Source organism: Ignavibacteriales bacterium, assembly GCA_020635255.1.
In the GTDB taxonomy this organism is placed as follows: Bacteria; Bacteroidota; Ignavibacteria; order Tepidaquicellales; family Tepidaquicellaceae; genus JAEYVS01.
Map to the genome: position 1 here is coordinate 1,608,706 of JACKAC010000001.1, position 15,648 is coordinate 1,624,353.

Consider the following 15,648-nt stretch of genomic DNA (forward strand, 5'->3'; position numbering starts at 1 on the left):
AGTTGCCCGACACAAACGATAAAATATATTCGAAACTCAACGGAATAATTGTTTCGCTTCTGGTAGTCCAGGTTATTACTGTTAGTGTTTCCGTGGCTGCTTCCTCGATAGCATTTGGGACCTGGGGAGGTCTATGGATTATACAGCTTCTGGTATACCGAAAAGAACCACATGGAAAGGTCATCTGGCAGGAGCTGAAATATATTGTCCTTTTCATGCTATTATTTTCCGTAGCTGAGATACTTTCGCGAATTTATGCCGTCTATCCGGAAGGAGCAATGATCGGGTTGAAAAGATTGTTACTGTTCCTTGTTTTCTTTGGTACGGTATACAAGATTCCGGACAGAAAAGCATTACACTTCGTATTATTTGTTGTACTTTGTTCGGTAATGCTTGTTTCAATATATGAACTTGTAAACTACTTTATATTAGCACCTACACTGATCCCGGAAAGAGGCTTTGCTGAGACACGTATAGATTATTTACTCTACCCTATCAGCAGTGCAGAGATCAAGATCATGGTGCTGATGACTATATTCCCACTTATGTTTATTAAGGAAAGATTTTTTGTGGATAGAAAGTATCTAATAATAATATCCATACCGATCTTGCTCTCAATGCTTCTGACGCAATCGAGAAACGTACTACTCGCATTCATAGTTTGTCTTGCAATCTTTGGATTTATCAAAAACTGGAAGGCTGTGATAGTAGGGGCGGTAGTGATCATTATTTTACTTTTTGTCTTACCGCCGGAGTTCACTTCCAGATTCACAAGCATATTCGACCCTGAGCATGGCAGTAATGCAGCGCGCCTCACTATGTGGAAGACAGGCTGGCAGATATTTCTGGCAAATCCATTTACCGGCGTAGGCGATAATAAAATAATGGATGTCTATATCATGTATAAACCCCACCTTACCGAGTGGGAGCATTCCCACCTGCATAGCAATATATTCATGATACTGGCTACAACAGGCATATTAGGTTTTGTTTCATTTGTAGGATTGTTTCTAACAGTATTCCTTAAACAGCTGAAATACTACCGGGAAATAACCAACGAAAGCGACCATGCACTGATACTGGGAAGCATTCTTATGTTTATATCGTTTCAAATATCCGGTATCTTTGAATGGAACTTCGGTGACCACGAAGTACTGACGGTATTCCTTTTCCTTTTATCCGTGCCATTTATTATATTTAAATTAACACCAAAAAAACAAAATAAAACGTAAACATGGAAATCACAAGAAGTACACAATTATTCCTGTCACTTATTAACAGTTTCCAAATGCAGACGATGATGCAATTAGGCAAGCTAAAAAATCCTTTTACCGATGAAAGCGAGAGAGACCTTAATGCGGCGCAAGTGAGCATAGATATTCTCGACATGCTAAAGGAAAAAACGGCTAACAATCTAAATGACGATGAAGGCAGATTCCTTAACCAGGTTATCTCAGACCTTAAGCTTAATTATGTCGAAGAAAAGAATAAGGATTCAAAAGCCGAATCTAACGGCAGTCCGGAAAAACCGGAAGAAGATACCAATCCAGAAGAACAAACCAATGATGATAAACCTGAAGGTGAATGAGATTTGGAATAATCGGAAATATTAATAAACCTGACATCGAGAGCACCCTTTTTGATCTGCTCTCATTTATGACAAAGGAAAAACTGGAATTTTTTCTTGATAAGGACCTCATATCTAAAATTACAAAGCCGGAATTTAAGAAAAGATGTTTCACTTCTTCAGAAGTAGTACGTAATTCAGACGTTATTATTTCTCTTGGTGGTGACGGTACATTCCTCCATACTGCTAGGCTTGTCGGAAATAAGCAGATCCCTATCTTTGGAGTAAATATGGGTACACTCGGATTTATGTCTGAGATCAATCCATCTGAGATGAAGAAATTCATCAAACAGCTGACAAAAAAACATTTTAAAGTTAAAGATAGAGTTGTTTTATCGTGCAAACTGCCAAATGGTAAAAAACTCCATGGCATAAATGAGATAGTTGTAGATAGATCCCACTCTATCCGCATGATGGAGATCGAGATACTCTATAATAATGAAAAAATAGTACAGTTCCTTGGTGACGGAGTTATAATCTCAACGCCGACCGGATGCACGGGATATTCTCTCTCCGCCGGAGGACCAATCGTTTCATTGGAAAGCAGTGATTTTATAATTACTCCGGTATGCCCGCATACGCTCAATGTGCGCCCAATCATTGTTCCCGATAAGGGTATCATAACCGTTAAGGTTCACCGGGAAATTGAAGCACGGGTGACAGCTGATGGGCAGAAATTCAGGAATTTTAATTCTCCTGTCGAGTTCACATTTGAGAAGGCAGATTATACTATGAAGGTCATAAACCGTCCGAGATCGAGCTATTTTAAGACCTTAAATAAGAAACTTCTCTGGGGTAAGGATCTAAGGAAGTACTAATCAAGAAACTCTACAGCACCTGAGGCAATATCATACCAGGCACCTTTTATTAATATTTCACCTTTTTCTTCCATTTCTCTTAAAATATCGCTTTCACTTCTGAGCTTTTGTATCATTAGTAAAACATTCATTTCGCATACTCTATGGACATAATCAGGATTATCGGCAGATATATCACCTTCGTATGATTGGAGAGCATCAACAGCAGGTTTAATTTTATCCAAAAGCCCGGTCAATTTTCCTAACTTAACATCATTTATTGTACCCAATATTGCGCCGCAATTTGAATGACCGAGGATAAGTATGAGCTTAGCACCGACAGCTTTGCAGGAAAATTCAAGGCTTCCGATTATGTCATCATTTACAATATTTCCGGCTATCCTCGTTACAAATATATCCCCAAATCCCTGGTCGAATACGACTTCAACCGGCACCCTGGAATCAATGCATCCAAGAATAGCCGCAAATGGATATTGCGAAGTGGAAGTCTCACCCGCTTCATAATGATAATCCCTCTCCAGCTGATTTTTTTCAACAAATCTTTTGTTGCCATCCTTCAGCATCTGGAGAGCTGCCTGTGGTGTAACTAAGCTCTGTGATTCTTTTGATTGCATAATAAAAAAGGGCGGCATATCTGCCGCCCGGATATAATTATTTTATAAGAAGCATTTTATTAACTCCAACAGTTTCACCGTTCGCAAATAGCCTGTAGAAATAAACTCCCGAAGTCAGTCCTTCAGCATTAAAATTATATTCATAACTTCCTGCATTCAGATCGCCCGCAAATAAAGTTTTTACTTCCTTGCCAAGCATATCATATACAGTAAGCCTTACATTAGATGATTTAGTAATATCAAATTTAATATTAGTCGAAGGATTAAACGGATTTGGATAGTTCTGATATAATTTAAATGTTTCCGGTGTTTGATTTGAGACCGTGTTAATGTTTACCAGGGTCCTATTATTATACTCGCCGGTATGTTGTACATTATATTGCCACACCGGATTATACATACGTGAAGTATTATATGGCATTCCTGTATTCCATAGATAGATATGAACTATCTGGCTTACTATTTCATTTCCCGTTCCTGCAATGTCCAGAATACCATCCCTGTTTACATCGGTCAATACAGGTGTACTGAAAAACGAACTGCCCGTAAATTCGATAGGCCATCCACTGACGGGTGTTGCATCATGATTATATGCCAGATACCTGCCCGGTGGTGATGTATTGTCATCAAAGATAAGCTCCGTCATATTATCATTGTCTATATCTGCAAGAATCACCTGTGCATTAACAGCCCATACCGGTCCTATCGGAAATCCACTGAGCGCGGTGCCATTTATATTCCAGGCATATACAAAATCAGCCGGAGAACCGCTTCCCACCTGATCACCTACTGCAACGTCGAGAATATTATCATTATCTATATATCCTACGGCTGGAGGTCCATATACCCATTGCGAAGTAGTTTTTGGCCAGCCCGGCATTACTGTACCGTCATTCTTTAAAATGTAAACAAAACCGCCTGATGATCCATGTGTCCCGAATACAATCTCTTTTTGATTGTCTCCGTTCACATCTACAAGAACAGGTGAGGAATAGGAAGTGTTATCACCATTGGTTAACATATATGGAAATCCCGGGAGTGAATCTCCGTTCGCATGCCACGCGAAAATACCATCGTACGCTTCCATTATGATCTCAGGACCGCCTGTATTATCGATATTTCCTACAGCCGCGCTTGAGCCGGGGACGTGGCTTAAAGATCTTGGCCAGCCGGGATATACAGTACCGTCACCTTTGTAAACCCATAGTTCATTTACACCGGTTGCTCTCTTATTAACTATTATTTCCATTGAACCGTTATTATCAAGGTCAGCAAGAACAGGGGTTCTGGAGCAATAGCCGTGGTTTATTGGGAAACCTGTAACATTAGAACCATCCAACTCATATGCACGAATTGTGCCACCGGATGAGACCGTAGCTCCGTGAGAAACAACAACGATCTCTCCTTGGCCGTCACCATCGATATCACCGAATGAAGGAGCGCCGTCCGCTGATTGTGTTAAAGTTTTTGGCCAGCCCGGTACACTCGATCCGTCGAGATTTCTTGCCTGAACAGATAAACCGGTATTATACACTATCTCAAGCTCAGGATCCCCGTCCATATTACAAAATATTCCACCCTCTGCGGTAGTAGCACTTGTTATATTAACAGGGAAACCCGAATACATAGGAAACGAATCGGGATTATCCGTATGAACAACTAACATATTCCCCTCGTTATCAAGCAGATTAACATTACCCATTACATCAGGGATGTATTTGATGGAATTATTAGAATTAGAAATAATCCTATCTCCAAAATCAAATCCAGTTGACAAAAATATAGATACAACGAATAAAGTAAAAATTAAGCGTCTCATTTTCTTAGCATTTTATTTTATTATTTTTCGCACATTTATTCCACTCTTCAAAATATTATAAGAATCTTTGAAAAATAAAATGGATTTATAATAATCAGGCTCTTGGGTGAAATGTCTTATGAACCTCGATGAGATACTCCTTATCAATATGAGTGTATATCTGGGTGGTGGAAATATCAGAATGCCCCAGCATCTCCTGTATGATCCTTATATCCGCTCCACCCTCCAATAGATGTGTTGCGAATGAATGCCTGAGTGTATGCGGATGGACATCCTTCTTTATACCCGCTTGAGTACAATATTTTCTAACAATGTCCCATATTGCCATTCTGGATAACTTCTTCCCTCTAAAATTAAGGAATAAATAATTCTCAGATTTGTCATTCCTCAAAATACTACGGGAGCCCTCTACGTATTTCTTTACCCAATCGAGAGCCGAGCTCCCTATCGGAACAATTCTTTCCTTCGATCCCTTGCCCATTACTCTTAGAAACTCTTCATCCGTGATGATATCCGATAATTGTAAATTAATAACTTCGCTCACGCGTAATCCGCTTGCATACATTGTCTCAAGTATCGCCCTGTCTCTTAAGCCAAGTTTGTCACTCACATCCGGTTTTGAGAGGATAGAGTCTATCTCACTTACGGAGAGCACTTCAGGAAGTTCTCTTTTTTGCCTGGGGGAATCAATATTTTCCATTGGGTTCGCTGAAATCACACCTTCTGATTCAAGAAATCTGTAATATGATCTCAATGTAGAAAGCATACGCGCCATTGATTTTTCGGAGATTGGTTTTTCATCTTTAACTGAGCGGAGGCTTCGCAAAAAGTCTATGACGTTCTTTTCAGACGCTTCGTCTATTCCCGATACCTTTTTAGTATCTAGAAAGTCGGAAAATTTTTTTAGATCGAATGAATAGGATTGCACAGTATTTTCGGAGAGTGACTTTTCTGTCCTGAGAAAATTTATGAACTGTTTACGATAATCCATTTAGATGGCTATATCTTCCTGCTGAGTTTGTTTCTTTTGCTCTTCAGGATATTTTATTCTGTGATGATGAATACCAACAAGAATTGCAAGGAAGCTTTGTTTTATCCTCGTAAGATCCTTTAATGTAAGATCACACTCATCAAGTTGTCCGTCGTTAAGGCGCTCATTTATTATCCTGTCGATCTGCTTTTCGAGCTTACCGGGAGTAGGATCATCCATAGCCCGTGTCGAGGCTTCCACTGCATCTGCCAGCATCACTATACCGGCTTCCTTCGTAGAGGGTTTAGGTCCGGGATAGCGGTATATTTCATCCGACTGCCCTTCCGCTTCGAGAGCCTCTTTATCTTTATTGTGAAAATATGACACAAGTATGGTACCATGGTGCATCGGTATAAAGTTAATTATTTCCTGCGGAAGTCTATATTTCTCGGCAAGCTTTACGCCATCTTTTACGTGTGAGATAATTATCTTTGCACTCATTTTTGGATTAAGCCTGTCATGTAGATTATTATCCATCTGGTTTTCCACGTAGTATTCCGGTCTTGCTATCTTTCCGATATCATGGTAATAGCATCCGACCCTGGCAAGAACACCATTCGCGCCTATCGCATCCGCGGCTTTTTCACTGAGATTACCCATTATAATACTATGATGGAACGTACCCGGAGCCTTCGATGAAAGCTCTTTCAAAAGCGGGTGATTAAAATCCGACAGCTCTACTAAAGTTAAGTCTGTTGTAATTCTGAATGCCTTTTCATAAAAGATCAGCAGACCGTATGCTATTACAGGCGACATTATAGCATTTATCGCTCCAAATAACAAATGGCTCAAGATCTGACTGGTATCCTGTACCCTGTCGAGTGATATAGCAAGTATAGAAATGGAATTACCAATAAGAATGAAGAAAAACGAGCGGAATATCTGGTTCCGATTCTTCATATCCCTTACACTGAATATCGCGAGAACAGCTCCACAGAAGGAAATGAACGCAATTGTAAAATCTCCTCCCCTTACGGCGGCAATCAGGAAGCATGTTATTGCCGAACTGTAAAATGAAAGTCTGGAGTCAAAAATGATCGTAAGTAAGATAGAAGTAACAGGCACAAATATTAATAGTTCTACCGGGGCATTGACCACTACTTGCAAGCTCAGGTAAGCAAAGAAACATTGAAGTATGATCAATGAGGAGATCAGAATAAGCATGAGGTTGTCGGCAAAAACCTCCGGCCTGATATACCTTAAAAAGAATACGAATGAAAGCAAAAGTATAAGCACCATTAAGGCTTTCCCAATATACTGCACGAAGTAATCCTGCACTCCTACTCTTTCGAGTCTGACCTTCTTATAAGAATCGAGCTTAAGTTTTGTCTGTCTGGTAATGGGGTCATGTTTACTTATTATTCTTTCGTTCTCGCGAACTATTCCGATGGTTTTGGGGATTGCATCGATACGTGTCTGTATCTCAAGATTAGTAAGGTTTTCATCGTAGACAAGACTAGGTTTTAAGAATACATTACTTATTTTTCGTACAACTTCGCTTAGTTCATTATTGGAAAGCAGGGGCGTAAATTTTGAGTTAACCATTTCGACCACCTGCTCTTTATCGAATATATCGCTAACATTCTCCGAAGACAGTACTTTGTTATTACCTATAATAACAGAGACTGTCTCTGATTTAATATCAGACTTACTCTTATCGGTGATTTTGTTCTTGGATAGTTCCTGAAGATATAACGACAGATCTTCCTTTAGCCTGCCGTAGGAAATGCGTTCACCGCTTAGATCTCCTTTGTAATATGAAAACAAAGCCCGCCATTCCTCCGGGGAAAACTCAACAAAAAGCTTATCCTTCTGTTCGTCGAGAAGCTCAGAATTAATATCGCCCTTATTATCTTTTTGGAGAACTTCTGCTTTATTAAGAATATTATCCAGCTTATCAAAGAAATTACTCAATTGAGACTTAACGCTGGCTTCCTGCAGTCCGCTTTCTTTGAATATCGGTGATACACTATTTATGACCTCCTGCTTTTCATTTTCATAATCCTGGTCGTCCTTATATACAGGAAAGGAAAACGGCGCAATAAGGTCCTCATTTGACCATATAGTCCCAATCTCGTACTGCGTTTCGATTGATTTATAGCTGGGCAGGAAAAGGATAATAATTATCCACGTAACAATACCAATCCCGATCTTGACTCCGATATTCGTCCTGAAATCAAAGCCCGGCGGAACAGTGAAAAAGTCCTTTATTTTCCTAACAGCAGTAGCCATATCTTACTCGTATACTACTTCAATAATTTGTTTTTAAAATATTTAGCTAAAATTGTTATTAAAATGTAATTAGAAATATAATTATAATTAAGGTTAAATAATTTCCTATACTGAGTGTCTAACCTAATTTTTGAATTAAGATTATCAACCAATAATGGTAAATTATTATTTGCACATACAATAAAATTTAACACATCATGGATAAAAATGATCTAAAACCGGAAAGCCTGATGATGTCATACGGATATGATCCGGAACTCTCTGAGGGCGCAGTAAAATGTCCTATATTCCAGACTTCAACATTTGCATTTAAAACGGCCGAAGAAGGTAAAGCTTTTTTTGAGGTGGCTTATGGACACAGAAAAAAGAAACCGAATGAACATATGGGGCTTATATACAGCCGTATCAATAATCCTGATCTGGAAATACTCGAAAACAGGTTAACACTTTGGGATAAAGCAGAGGATTGTGCTGTTTTTGAAAGCGGAATGTCGGCAATTTCGACCATTTTTCTCGAATTTCTAAAACCGGGTGATCTGCTTGTCTTCTCATCACCACTATATGGAGGCACCGATCACTTTATCAAACATGTTCTGACAAAATTCAATATCAATATTCTCGGAGTAAAAGCGGGGATGCTAAAAGATGAAGTGATAGGCTTGATCGAAAAATCCGGTTATGCTCAAAATCTCGCAATGATATATATTGAAACGCCCGCAAACCCCACAAATGCTCTCATTGATATCCAATGCTGTAAGGAAATTGCGAATAAATATTCAAAAGATGATAAAGAAGTTATTCTTGCGGTTGACAATACATATATGGGTCCCCTATGGCAGCATCCTTTACAGCTCGGAGCCGACCTTGTTGTGTATTCGGCAACAAAATATATAGGAGGGCATAGTGATGTTATAGCAGGTGCATGTCTCGGATCAAGGGAATTGATTTCAAGGATAAAGACTCTGCGTACCTTTTTGGGAAATATGTGCGGACCATGGACAGGATGGCTTCTCATGCGAAGTCTCGAGACACTTAAGATCAGGATGGAACTTCAAGCGCAGAATGCTGCAAAGGTAGCAAAATTCCTTAAAGAACATCCAAAGGTCGAGAAAGTTTACTACCTGGGATTTATTACGCCGGACGATGAGCCTGCCTATTCGATATACAAGAAGCAATATGATTGTGACGGAGCAATGATCTCGTTCGATATCAATGGCGGGGAAAAAGAAGCTTTTACATTCCTTAATAATCTTAAACTGATAAAGCTGGCAGTTAGCCTGGGGGGAACAGAAAGCCTCGCAGAACATCCTTGCACAATGACGCATGTTGACGTAGACGAGAATGAACGAAAAGATATGTTTATTACAGAAAAGCTTATACGGTTGTCTATCGGGATAGAGAATGCAGACGATCTGATATGGGATATAGAGCAGGCGTTACAAAAGGTATAAAATAAAAAAGACGATCTCGAGGAAACCGTCTTTAATAGCTAATATATTAGAGTAATATTAAATTCCGTATTTGGTACTGTATGTAGCTTTACCGTCAGTAATTATATCCTTATATAATTTTTCGGTAATTTCCATTACTGTATCGTCATTGTTATCCTCGATATTTTCATATTCTTCCTCATCTTTGCATATATATATTTCCGAAAAATTGTTTGAGCCCTTCTTATTCTCGTAAATTCCATAATCTTTACCTAGCTCATTATTTATATGATTCGTAAGCTTTTCAGCAAGTGAAAGAAACTCACTTCTCTTTTCCGGGTTAATATTATAGTTGATCTCAAATATAATTTTTGACATTAAACAGAAATTTGGTTTTAAAAAGCATTAATATAGCTATGTCCTTTTGGAAAATAAAGATAATAAATTTTTACATTTCCTGAGGCGATAATGACATTCTGTAATAAAATAAGTCAATAACAGGAACAACCCCTCGTTTGTTCAAAATAAATTTGAATCTTAAAATCGAATATGCAAAAAAAAAGAGCGTTTATGGAAAACGCTCTTTTTTTATATATTATATATACTTTATTTCAGTAGTACCATTTTCTTAACTTCTACGAAATCTCCAACTTGGAGTCTGTAGAAATAAGTACCACTTGACAAGTTCGATCCGTCAAAGTCCACTGCAAACTCACCCGCACTTAGCTGGTCAGCTACTAATGTTTTGACTTCTCTTCCGAGCATATCATAAACCCTCAGGCTTACGAGACCTGCTTTTGGAATTGAGAAGTTGATCTTTGTCGATGGGTTGAATGGATTAGGATAGTTTTGTCCTAATACATATCTATCTGGTGTCTGATTGTTATTAGAGATAATTTGGGTAATGGTTCCGCTATAGAAACAAATATGCCATGCTCTAAGTGAACCTGTGTCACCACTGGCTCTGTCATGCATTGTAAGTACCCAGTTACCCTGAATGTCTGAAGCCGGACCAACTGCTCTTACAAAGTGCTTCTTCAGAGAGTCAACACCTGATCTACCACCGGCTAAGTATTGTCCGGCCGGAGGAGGAACTGTATTGCTACCGTTAGTATTAACAATTGGATTGTTTGAAGAGTCTGTTAAAGCAATACCAAATAGATTATCTCCACTATTACCGAAAGAACCGGTTCCCATCCATGCAAACAGTGTATCAACCTGACCACCGTGTGAGAGATCGAATATGAGGTCACCGACCCATGTATGGATAACGGTATCCATTACAACTGTGATATCATCAAGAGCCCCCATGTTATTAGGTACCTTTATGGTGTCTCTTGCTGTTCCTGTCATATTGTCGGGAATCGATACCCAGATGCCGCCCCTGCTAAAGCACAGGCTATTACCTGGAGGAGGAGGAGCATCAACAACATATCTTATCACACCTGTAAGAGCCCGTGATGAGAAGAAACTTCCTGTTGTAGTAAAAGGAGCTGTACGTGAATCACCGGTTATTAATGTAATATTGGTATCTGAGTATGTACTGTAAGGTGGCGTACCTGTACCGAAATATCTTGGACCTGCACCTGTAAATAGGAATGCAACACCTACAGTATCACCAGCCGGTACCATTATCGGAGGTATATTAAAGAGTTCCGAAATTCCCTGGGACGTTGCACCTTGGGTAGCAGGGACAGTACCTAGAGATGTCCATCCAGCAGAAGAACTTCCCGGTCCTGAACCTACGGGACCGCCTAATGCATTCCCTGTACGTGTAAATACTTCAACTGTAAAACTTGCACCTGCAGTTGCGGTGTTACCTGAACTCATCTGGGTAACAATAATATTATTGGATCCCGCAACAAGATTTGCGAAAATTGCATATCCGGTCGCACCACCATTATTGGATGGACCTGGATTCGCATTAAGAGTAATTGTGTCAGCAGCGTCAGTTTGCAATGTGTAAACAGGACGCTCATAAGGAATATTAAAAAGTGTATTTCCTTCCGTCGATAGATTTAGATTCTCCTGTGACGCAAGATAATCAGGATCATCACTAAACCCAAAGAAACTACCGTAGAAGAAAACAACAGAAACTACTAACAACAAAGAAAGAACAACGTTAAATCGGTTGAATTTTCCGAACATATTTATTCCTCCCATTTGATTTTATAGTAATATAGCTATTAAAAACAATGCCTGCAAAGATTTTTTTAGTCCACACTATCCAAAAAAATTTTTTAGAACCCCCTTTTTGACTATTTTTATCAGGATTTTATAACCTAAATTGATAAATAATAATCATCTATGAGATATCTTTTGTCCGTATTTTTCACATTAGTATTTATTATTCCCTTACAGGCAAATAACCCTATTTTTGAGCATAGAAGTAAACTTGCTATTGATATGCGCATAGATGAGCTTATTTTCGCGGGGCTGGAAGATATGTACTACCTCAAATTCGATGACGCAACTAGCTACTTCCGGAAAGCACAAACAGAATATCCAAATGACCCGAAAGGTTTCTTTTATGAATCTTTGATATTGTTTCATACTGCCATGGCTTCGCGTGATGAAAAGATATATGAGCAATATATTCTAAGTTCAGAAAAGGTTATCGAGAAGTGCGATGACTTACTCGATAAAAATGACAACAACATCGAAGCACTATTTTACAAAGGACAGACATACAGCTACCGCTCTCTTTTACTCCTTAGTTTGAATAAGAGTCTACTCTCCGCGGCTTCAGACGGAAACTCAGGCTATAGAATATTAAGTGAGATCACAGAAAGAGATCCTGCTTTCAATGATGCATATATGGGATTGGGACTTTACAAAATTGCAATTTCATTCGTTCCGGAAAAATTTCAATGGCTGATGTCGATTATAGGGTTTGATGGAGATCTAAAAGAAGGAAGAGGTATGCTCTCACGTTCCCGAAACAATGGCAAATTTACAAAAGTCGAATCACAAGTTTACCTCGCTATTTTCTCATTAAGGGAAAGAGAGGAAGACAATGGTGAAACCGAGCGCATGCTTAAGGAACTCACCGAGAAGTATCCCGAAAGTCCCCTTTTCCGGCTTTTTTATGCTAATATTTTACAGCAAATGGGTAAAAACGATGATGCAATCGCACAGGCTAATTTGTCACTTGAACTAAATACCCACTCCCTTCAAAATGAAATAATGAAAGGCGCTAACTTCGTCCTGGGTATGTCTTATTTTAGAAAAAATGATTTTGACAATGCGGCTAAATACTTCGAGGAACATCTAAAGCATGTCAACTACGAAGACAGGTATAATATCAGTCTATTCCATCTTGGTATCGCATATGAAATGACAGGACAAAGAGACCGTGCGCTTAATTACTACCGCGAGACTCGTGAAGATTTTATCGATGAGAGAGATGGTGAAGCTGAAAAGATTTTCCTTAAGTATTCAAAAAAGTTGATAGATAAACCTATGAATGAGTTCGATATGTCATTACTAAAAGCAATGAATCTGAGATATGATTCTAAATACACTGAAGCCCTGCAAATTCTTAACAATATCCTTGCTTCCGATAAGGTTACGACATTAAATGATGATGACAAAATTAGACTGTATTCTGAAACGGGTCATACTCATGTTTATTCCGGTAATGATGATCTTGCAATAGATTACTTCACACGCTGTACAAAACTCGATCCGGACCTCGAAAAATGGATGATACCGCACGCGTATTTTGAGCTAGGTAAGATATATACAAGGAAAGGAAATAAAGGAAAGGCAAATGAAATGTTTGATAAAATATACGATTATGGTGATTACGACCTGAGGTCACTGCTCGAGATCAGGTTGAAAAGCTATATTAACAGTTGATTATCATTTTCGCTTTATAGGGATATGATGCGCTATTGCATTTATTAATACCTGAAAAATCGTTATCTTAGGGATTATGGTTACGAACAATGCCAAGCCTAATCCACTGATAAACGAAAAAAGCCCCTACCTATTACAGCACGCATACAATCCCGTCGAATGGCATCCCTGGAATGAAGAAACATTCAAGTTAGCTAAAAAAGAAGACAAACCAATATTTTTATCCATTGGATATTCTACTTGCTATTGGTGTCATGTAATGGAGCGTGAGGTCTTTGAAGATCCCGAGATTGCCGAGTTAATGAACAAGTATTTTGTCAATATCAAGGTCGACCGTGAGGAGAGGCCGGACGTCGACAGAATATATATGATCGCATTGCAGGCAATGACCGGAGCAGGTGGATGGCCAATGAGCATGTTCCTGACACCTGATCTGAAACCCTTCTACGGAGCGACATACATTCCGCCAAAAGCTAAATACGGACGAACCGGGTTTGAAGATGTGATCGAAGAAATTCATAAGGTCTGGACTAATAAAAAGGAAGAAGTAATACAAAGCAGTGACAAGATAGTTGACCTGCTAGAAAAAAACATAAACGAGAAAGCTCCTGTCACCGAAAAGTTTTCTGAAACTGTTTTCGATAAATGCTTCGAGACATCCGAGCGCATATTTGATTTTGATGAGGGTGGCTTTGGTACGGGAAATAAATTCCCTCGCCCGGTCGTCTTTGACTTCCTGCTTGCTTATTGCTTCTCTACCGGGAATAAAGAAGCTTTGGACATCGTAACATTTTCTCTTCACAAAATGTACCGTGGAGGGATGTTCGATCACCTTGCCGGAGGTTTTCACAGATATTCCGTTGACCCGGTGTGGCGTGTTCCGCATTTCGAAAAGATGCTTTACGACCAGGCACAATTGGTTAATACATATCTGGATACATACCTTATTACAAAAAAAGAATTGTTTCTCGGCGTTGCTGAAAAAACGCTGGAATATGTTTCGAAATATCTAACTTCACCCGATGGCGGATTCTATTCAGCTGAGGATGCCGAGAGCGCTCTGCATGAGGATAAACCGGATGACAAAGAAGAAGGCGCATTTTATCTCTGGACACAGGACGAGATAAACGAAGCTCTCTGGAACCAGAACGGGGTGATACTCAACAACTACTTCGGCACACAGCCTAACGGTAATACACTGAACGACCCGCATGAAGTATTCGGGAACAAGAATGTACTATTCATTTCAAAAGATATTTACGACCTCGCGAAACTATTTAACAAACCTGCGAATGAAGTGCTGGATATTTTAAAAGAATCCAAGACTAAACTTCTCGAAGAAAGAGAAAAAAGACCGCGCCCGCATCTGGACGACAAGATACTTACTTCATGGAATGCTCTTATGATATCTTCTTTTACTAAAGCTTTCACAGTAACAGGTGATGAAAAATACCTTACTTCAGCAGAAAACTCTGCCCGGTTTATTTTGACTAATCTTTATACAGACGGTGCCCTTCTTCACCGATACCGTGATGGAGACGCCCGCTTCGAGGGTTCACTCGAAGATTATGCTTACATGATACAGGCTTTGATTAACTTATATGAAGCTACATTTAATATTGACTATTTAAACAAAGCCATCGAACTCAACAATACAGCTGTCGGGAAATTCTATGATAATGAAAACGGAGGATTCTTCGATGTAGCCGGCTCTCCGGAAGATATTATACTCAAAACAAAGGAATCCTATGATGGAGCCGAACCGGCAGGGAATTCTATCCAGATCTTAAATATGCTCAAACTCGGCATAATCACTGAAGACAATTCTCTCACGGACAAAGCAGTAAAAAGTCTTGAATTTTTCTATGAAGACCTTGATAGAGCACCCTTCTCCAGCCCGCAGATGCTCTTCGCACTGTATTTTTATATGAAGGGTTCCGTCGAGATAATTCTCTCCGGGGATAGGAATGAAAAGTTTGAAAAATTCCTGAAAAGAATTAATAACACATTTATACCAGCAAAGTTGCTTTTATATGCAGAAGATTCTATTAAAAACATTTCGCCGTTTATTGAAAACATAGTAAGGTCTGACAAAGAAAACAAAGTTTACATTTGTAAAAATTATAAGTGCGACCTCCCTATCGATGAGGTAGAAAAGCTGGAGGAAGCGTTAAACAGTTTAGAAACAAACACTATATCAACATAAAGTTTCGGAGG

12 protein-coding genes are annotated in these 15,648 nt (G+C 39.2%); 6 read left to right on the top strand and 6 right to left on the bottom strand.

Features of this window, described 5'->3' with window-relative positions; genetic code table 11:
• The first annotated feature begins 2 nt into the window (after positions 1–2).
• The 3 genes from H6614_07285 to H6614_07295 are packed head-to-tail and all read left to right on the top strand — an operon-like array spanning position 3 to position 2,445.
• Positions 3–1,232, top strand: coding sequence for an O-antigen ligase family protein (locus tag H6614_07285; protein ID MCB9243456.1), 1,230 nt, complete (start codon positions 3–5; stop codon positions 1,230–1,232).
• A 2-nt stretch (positions 1,233–1,234) separates the two neighbouring features.
• Positions 1,235–1,588: a DUF1844 domain-containing protein gene (locus H6614_07290; GenBank protein MCB9243457.1), complete on the top strand. Its 354-nt coding sequence runs from the start codon at positions 1,235–1,237 to the stop codon at positions 1,586–1,588.
• Entirely contained in the window at positions 1,585–2,445 is an 861-nt protein-coding gene (locus H6614_07295; protein MCB9243458.1) for an NAD(+)/NADH kinase, read from the top strand. Before H6614_07290 ends, H6614_07295 begins: the two co-directional genes overlap by 4 nt.
• Here the strand turns inward: H6614_07295 and H6614_07300 are convergent.
• From H6614_07300 to H6614_07315, 4 genes are all read right to left on the bottom strand, one after another.
• Positions 2,442–3,059, bottom strand: coding sequence for a carbonic anhydrase (locus H6614_07300; protein MCB9243459.1), 618 nt, complete (start codon positions 3,057–3,059; stop codon positions 2,442–2,444). The genes H6614_07295 and H6614_07300 overlap by 4 nt on opposite strands.
• A 37-nt stretch (positions 3,060–3,096) precedes the next feature.
• A complete protein-coding gene (locus H6614_07305) occupies positions 3,097–4,878 on the bottom strand; it encodes a T9SS type A sorting domain-containing protein (GenBank protein ID MCB9243460.1) in 1,782 nt (593 codons plus the stop codon).
• Positions 4,879–4,972: 94 nt separating this feature from the next.
• Positions 4,973–5,869, bottom strand: a complete 897-nt coding sequence (xerD, locus tag H6614_07310; GenBank protein ID MCB9243461.1) for a site-specific tyrosine recombinase XerD — start codon at positions 5,867–5,869, stop codon at positions 4,973–4,975.
• Positions 5,870–8,140: an HDIG domain-containing protein gene (locus H6614_07315; protein MCB9243462.1), complete on the bottom strand. Its 2,271-nt coding sequence runs from the start codon at positions 8,138–8,140 to the stop codon at positions 5,870–5,872.
• A 197-nt stretch (positions 8,141–8,337) separates the two neighbouring features.
• Between H6614_07315 and H6614_07320 the strand changes: the two genes are divergently transcribed.
• Positions 8,338–9,591 carry a cystathionine gamma-synthase family protein gene (locus tag H6614_07320; protein MCB9243463.1) on the top strand — a complete coding sequence of 418 codons (1,254 nt, stop codon included), beginning with the start codon at positions 8,338–8,340 and terminating at the stop codon, positions 9,589–9,591.
• A 57-nt stretch (positions 9,592–9,648) separates the two neighbouring features.
• Here the strand turns inward: H6614_07320 and H6614_07325 are convergent, their stop codons facing one another.
• Positions 9,649–9,948: a hypothetical protein gene (locus tag H6614_07325; GenBank protein ID MCB9243464.1), complete on the bottom strand. Its 300-nt coding sequence runs from the start codon at positions 9,946–9,948 to the stop codon at positions 9,649–9,651.
• Positions 9,949–10,176: 228 nt separating this feature from the next.
• Positions 10,177–11,733, bottom strand: coding sequence for a T9SS type A sorting domain-containing protein (locus H6614_07330; protein ID MCB9243465.1), 1,557 nt, complete (start codon positions 11,731–11,733; stop codon positions 10,177–10,179).
• Positions 11,734–11,877: 144 nt separating this feature from the next.
• Between H6614_07330 and H6614_07335 the strand changes: the two genes are divergently transcribed.
• Entirely contained in the window at positions 11,878–13,431 is a 1,554-nt protein-coding gene (locus H6614_07335) for a DUF3808 domain-containing protein (protein ID MCB9243466.1), read from the top strand.
• 76 nt (positions 13,432–13,507) lie between these two features.
• Positions 13,508–15,637 carry a thioredoxin domain-containing protein gene (locus tag H6614_07340; GenBank protein MCB9243467.1) on the top strand — a complete coding sequence of 710 codons (2,130 nt, stop codon included), beginning with the start codon at positions 13,508–13,510 and terminating at the stop codon, positions 15,635–15,637.
• Positions 15,638–15,648: the final 11 nt, after the last annotated feature.

Bases quoted from the DNA above. Each gene is read 5' to 3' on its own strand.
- H6614_07290 (MCB9243457.1), top strand. From the start codon at position 1,235: ATGGAAATCACAAGAAGTACACAATTATTCCTGTCACTTATTAACAGT.
- H6614_07295 (MCB9243458.1), top strand. From the start codon at position 1,585: ATGAGATTTGGAATAATCGGAAATATTAATAAACCTGACATCGAGAGC.
- H6614_07300 (MCB9243459.1), bottom strand. From the start codon at position 3,059: ATGCAATCAAAAGAATCACAGAGCTTAGTTACACCACAGGCAGCTCTC.
- H6614_07305 (MCB9243460.1), bottom strand. From the start codon at position 4,878: ATGAGACGCTTAATTTTTACTTTATTCGTTGTATCTATATTTTTGTCA.
- xerD (MCB9243461.1), bottom strand. From the start codon at position 5,869: ATGGATTATCGTAAACAGTTCATAAATTTTCTCAGGACAGAAAAGTCA.
- H6614_07315 (MCB9243462.1), bottom strand. From the start codon at position 8,140: ATGGCTACTGCTGTTAGGAAAATAAAGGACTTTTTCACTGTTCCGCCG.
- H6614_07320 (MCB9243463.1), top strand. From the start codon at position 8,338: ATGGATAAAAATGATCTAAAACCGGAAAGCCTGATGATGTCATACGGA.
- H6614_07325 (MCB9243464.1), bottom strand. From the start codon at position 9,948: ATGTCAAAAATTATATTTGAGATCAACTATAATATTAACCCGGAAAAG.
- H6614_07330 (MCB9243465.1), bottom strand. From the start codon at position 11,733: ATGGGAGGAATAAATATGTTCGGAAAATTCAACCGATTTAACGTTGTT.
- H6614_07335 (MCB9243466.1), top strand. From the start codon at position 11,878: ATGAGATATCTTTTGTCCGTATTTTTCACATTAGTATTTATTATTCCC.
- H6614_07340 (MCB9243467.1), top strand. From the start codon at position 13,508: ATGGTTACGAACAATGCCAAGCCTAATCCACTGATAAACGAAAAAAGC.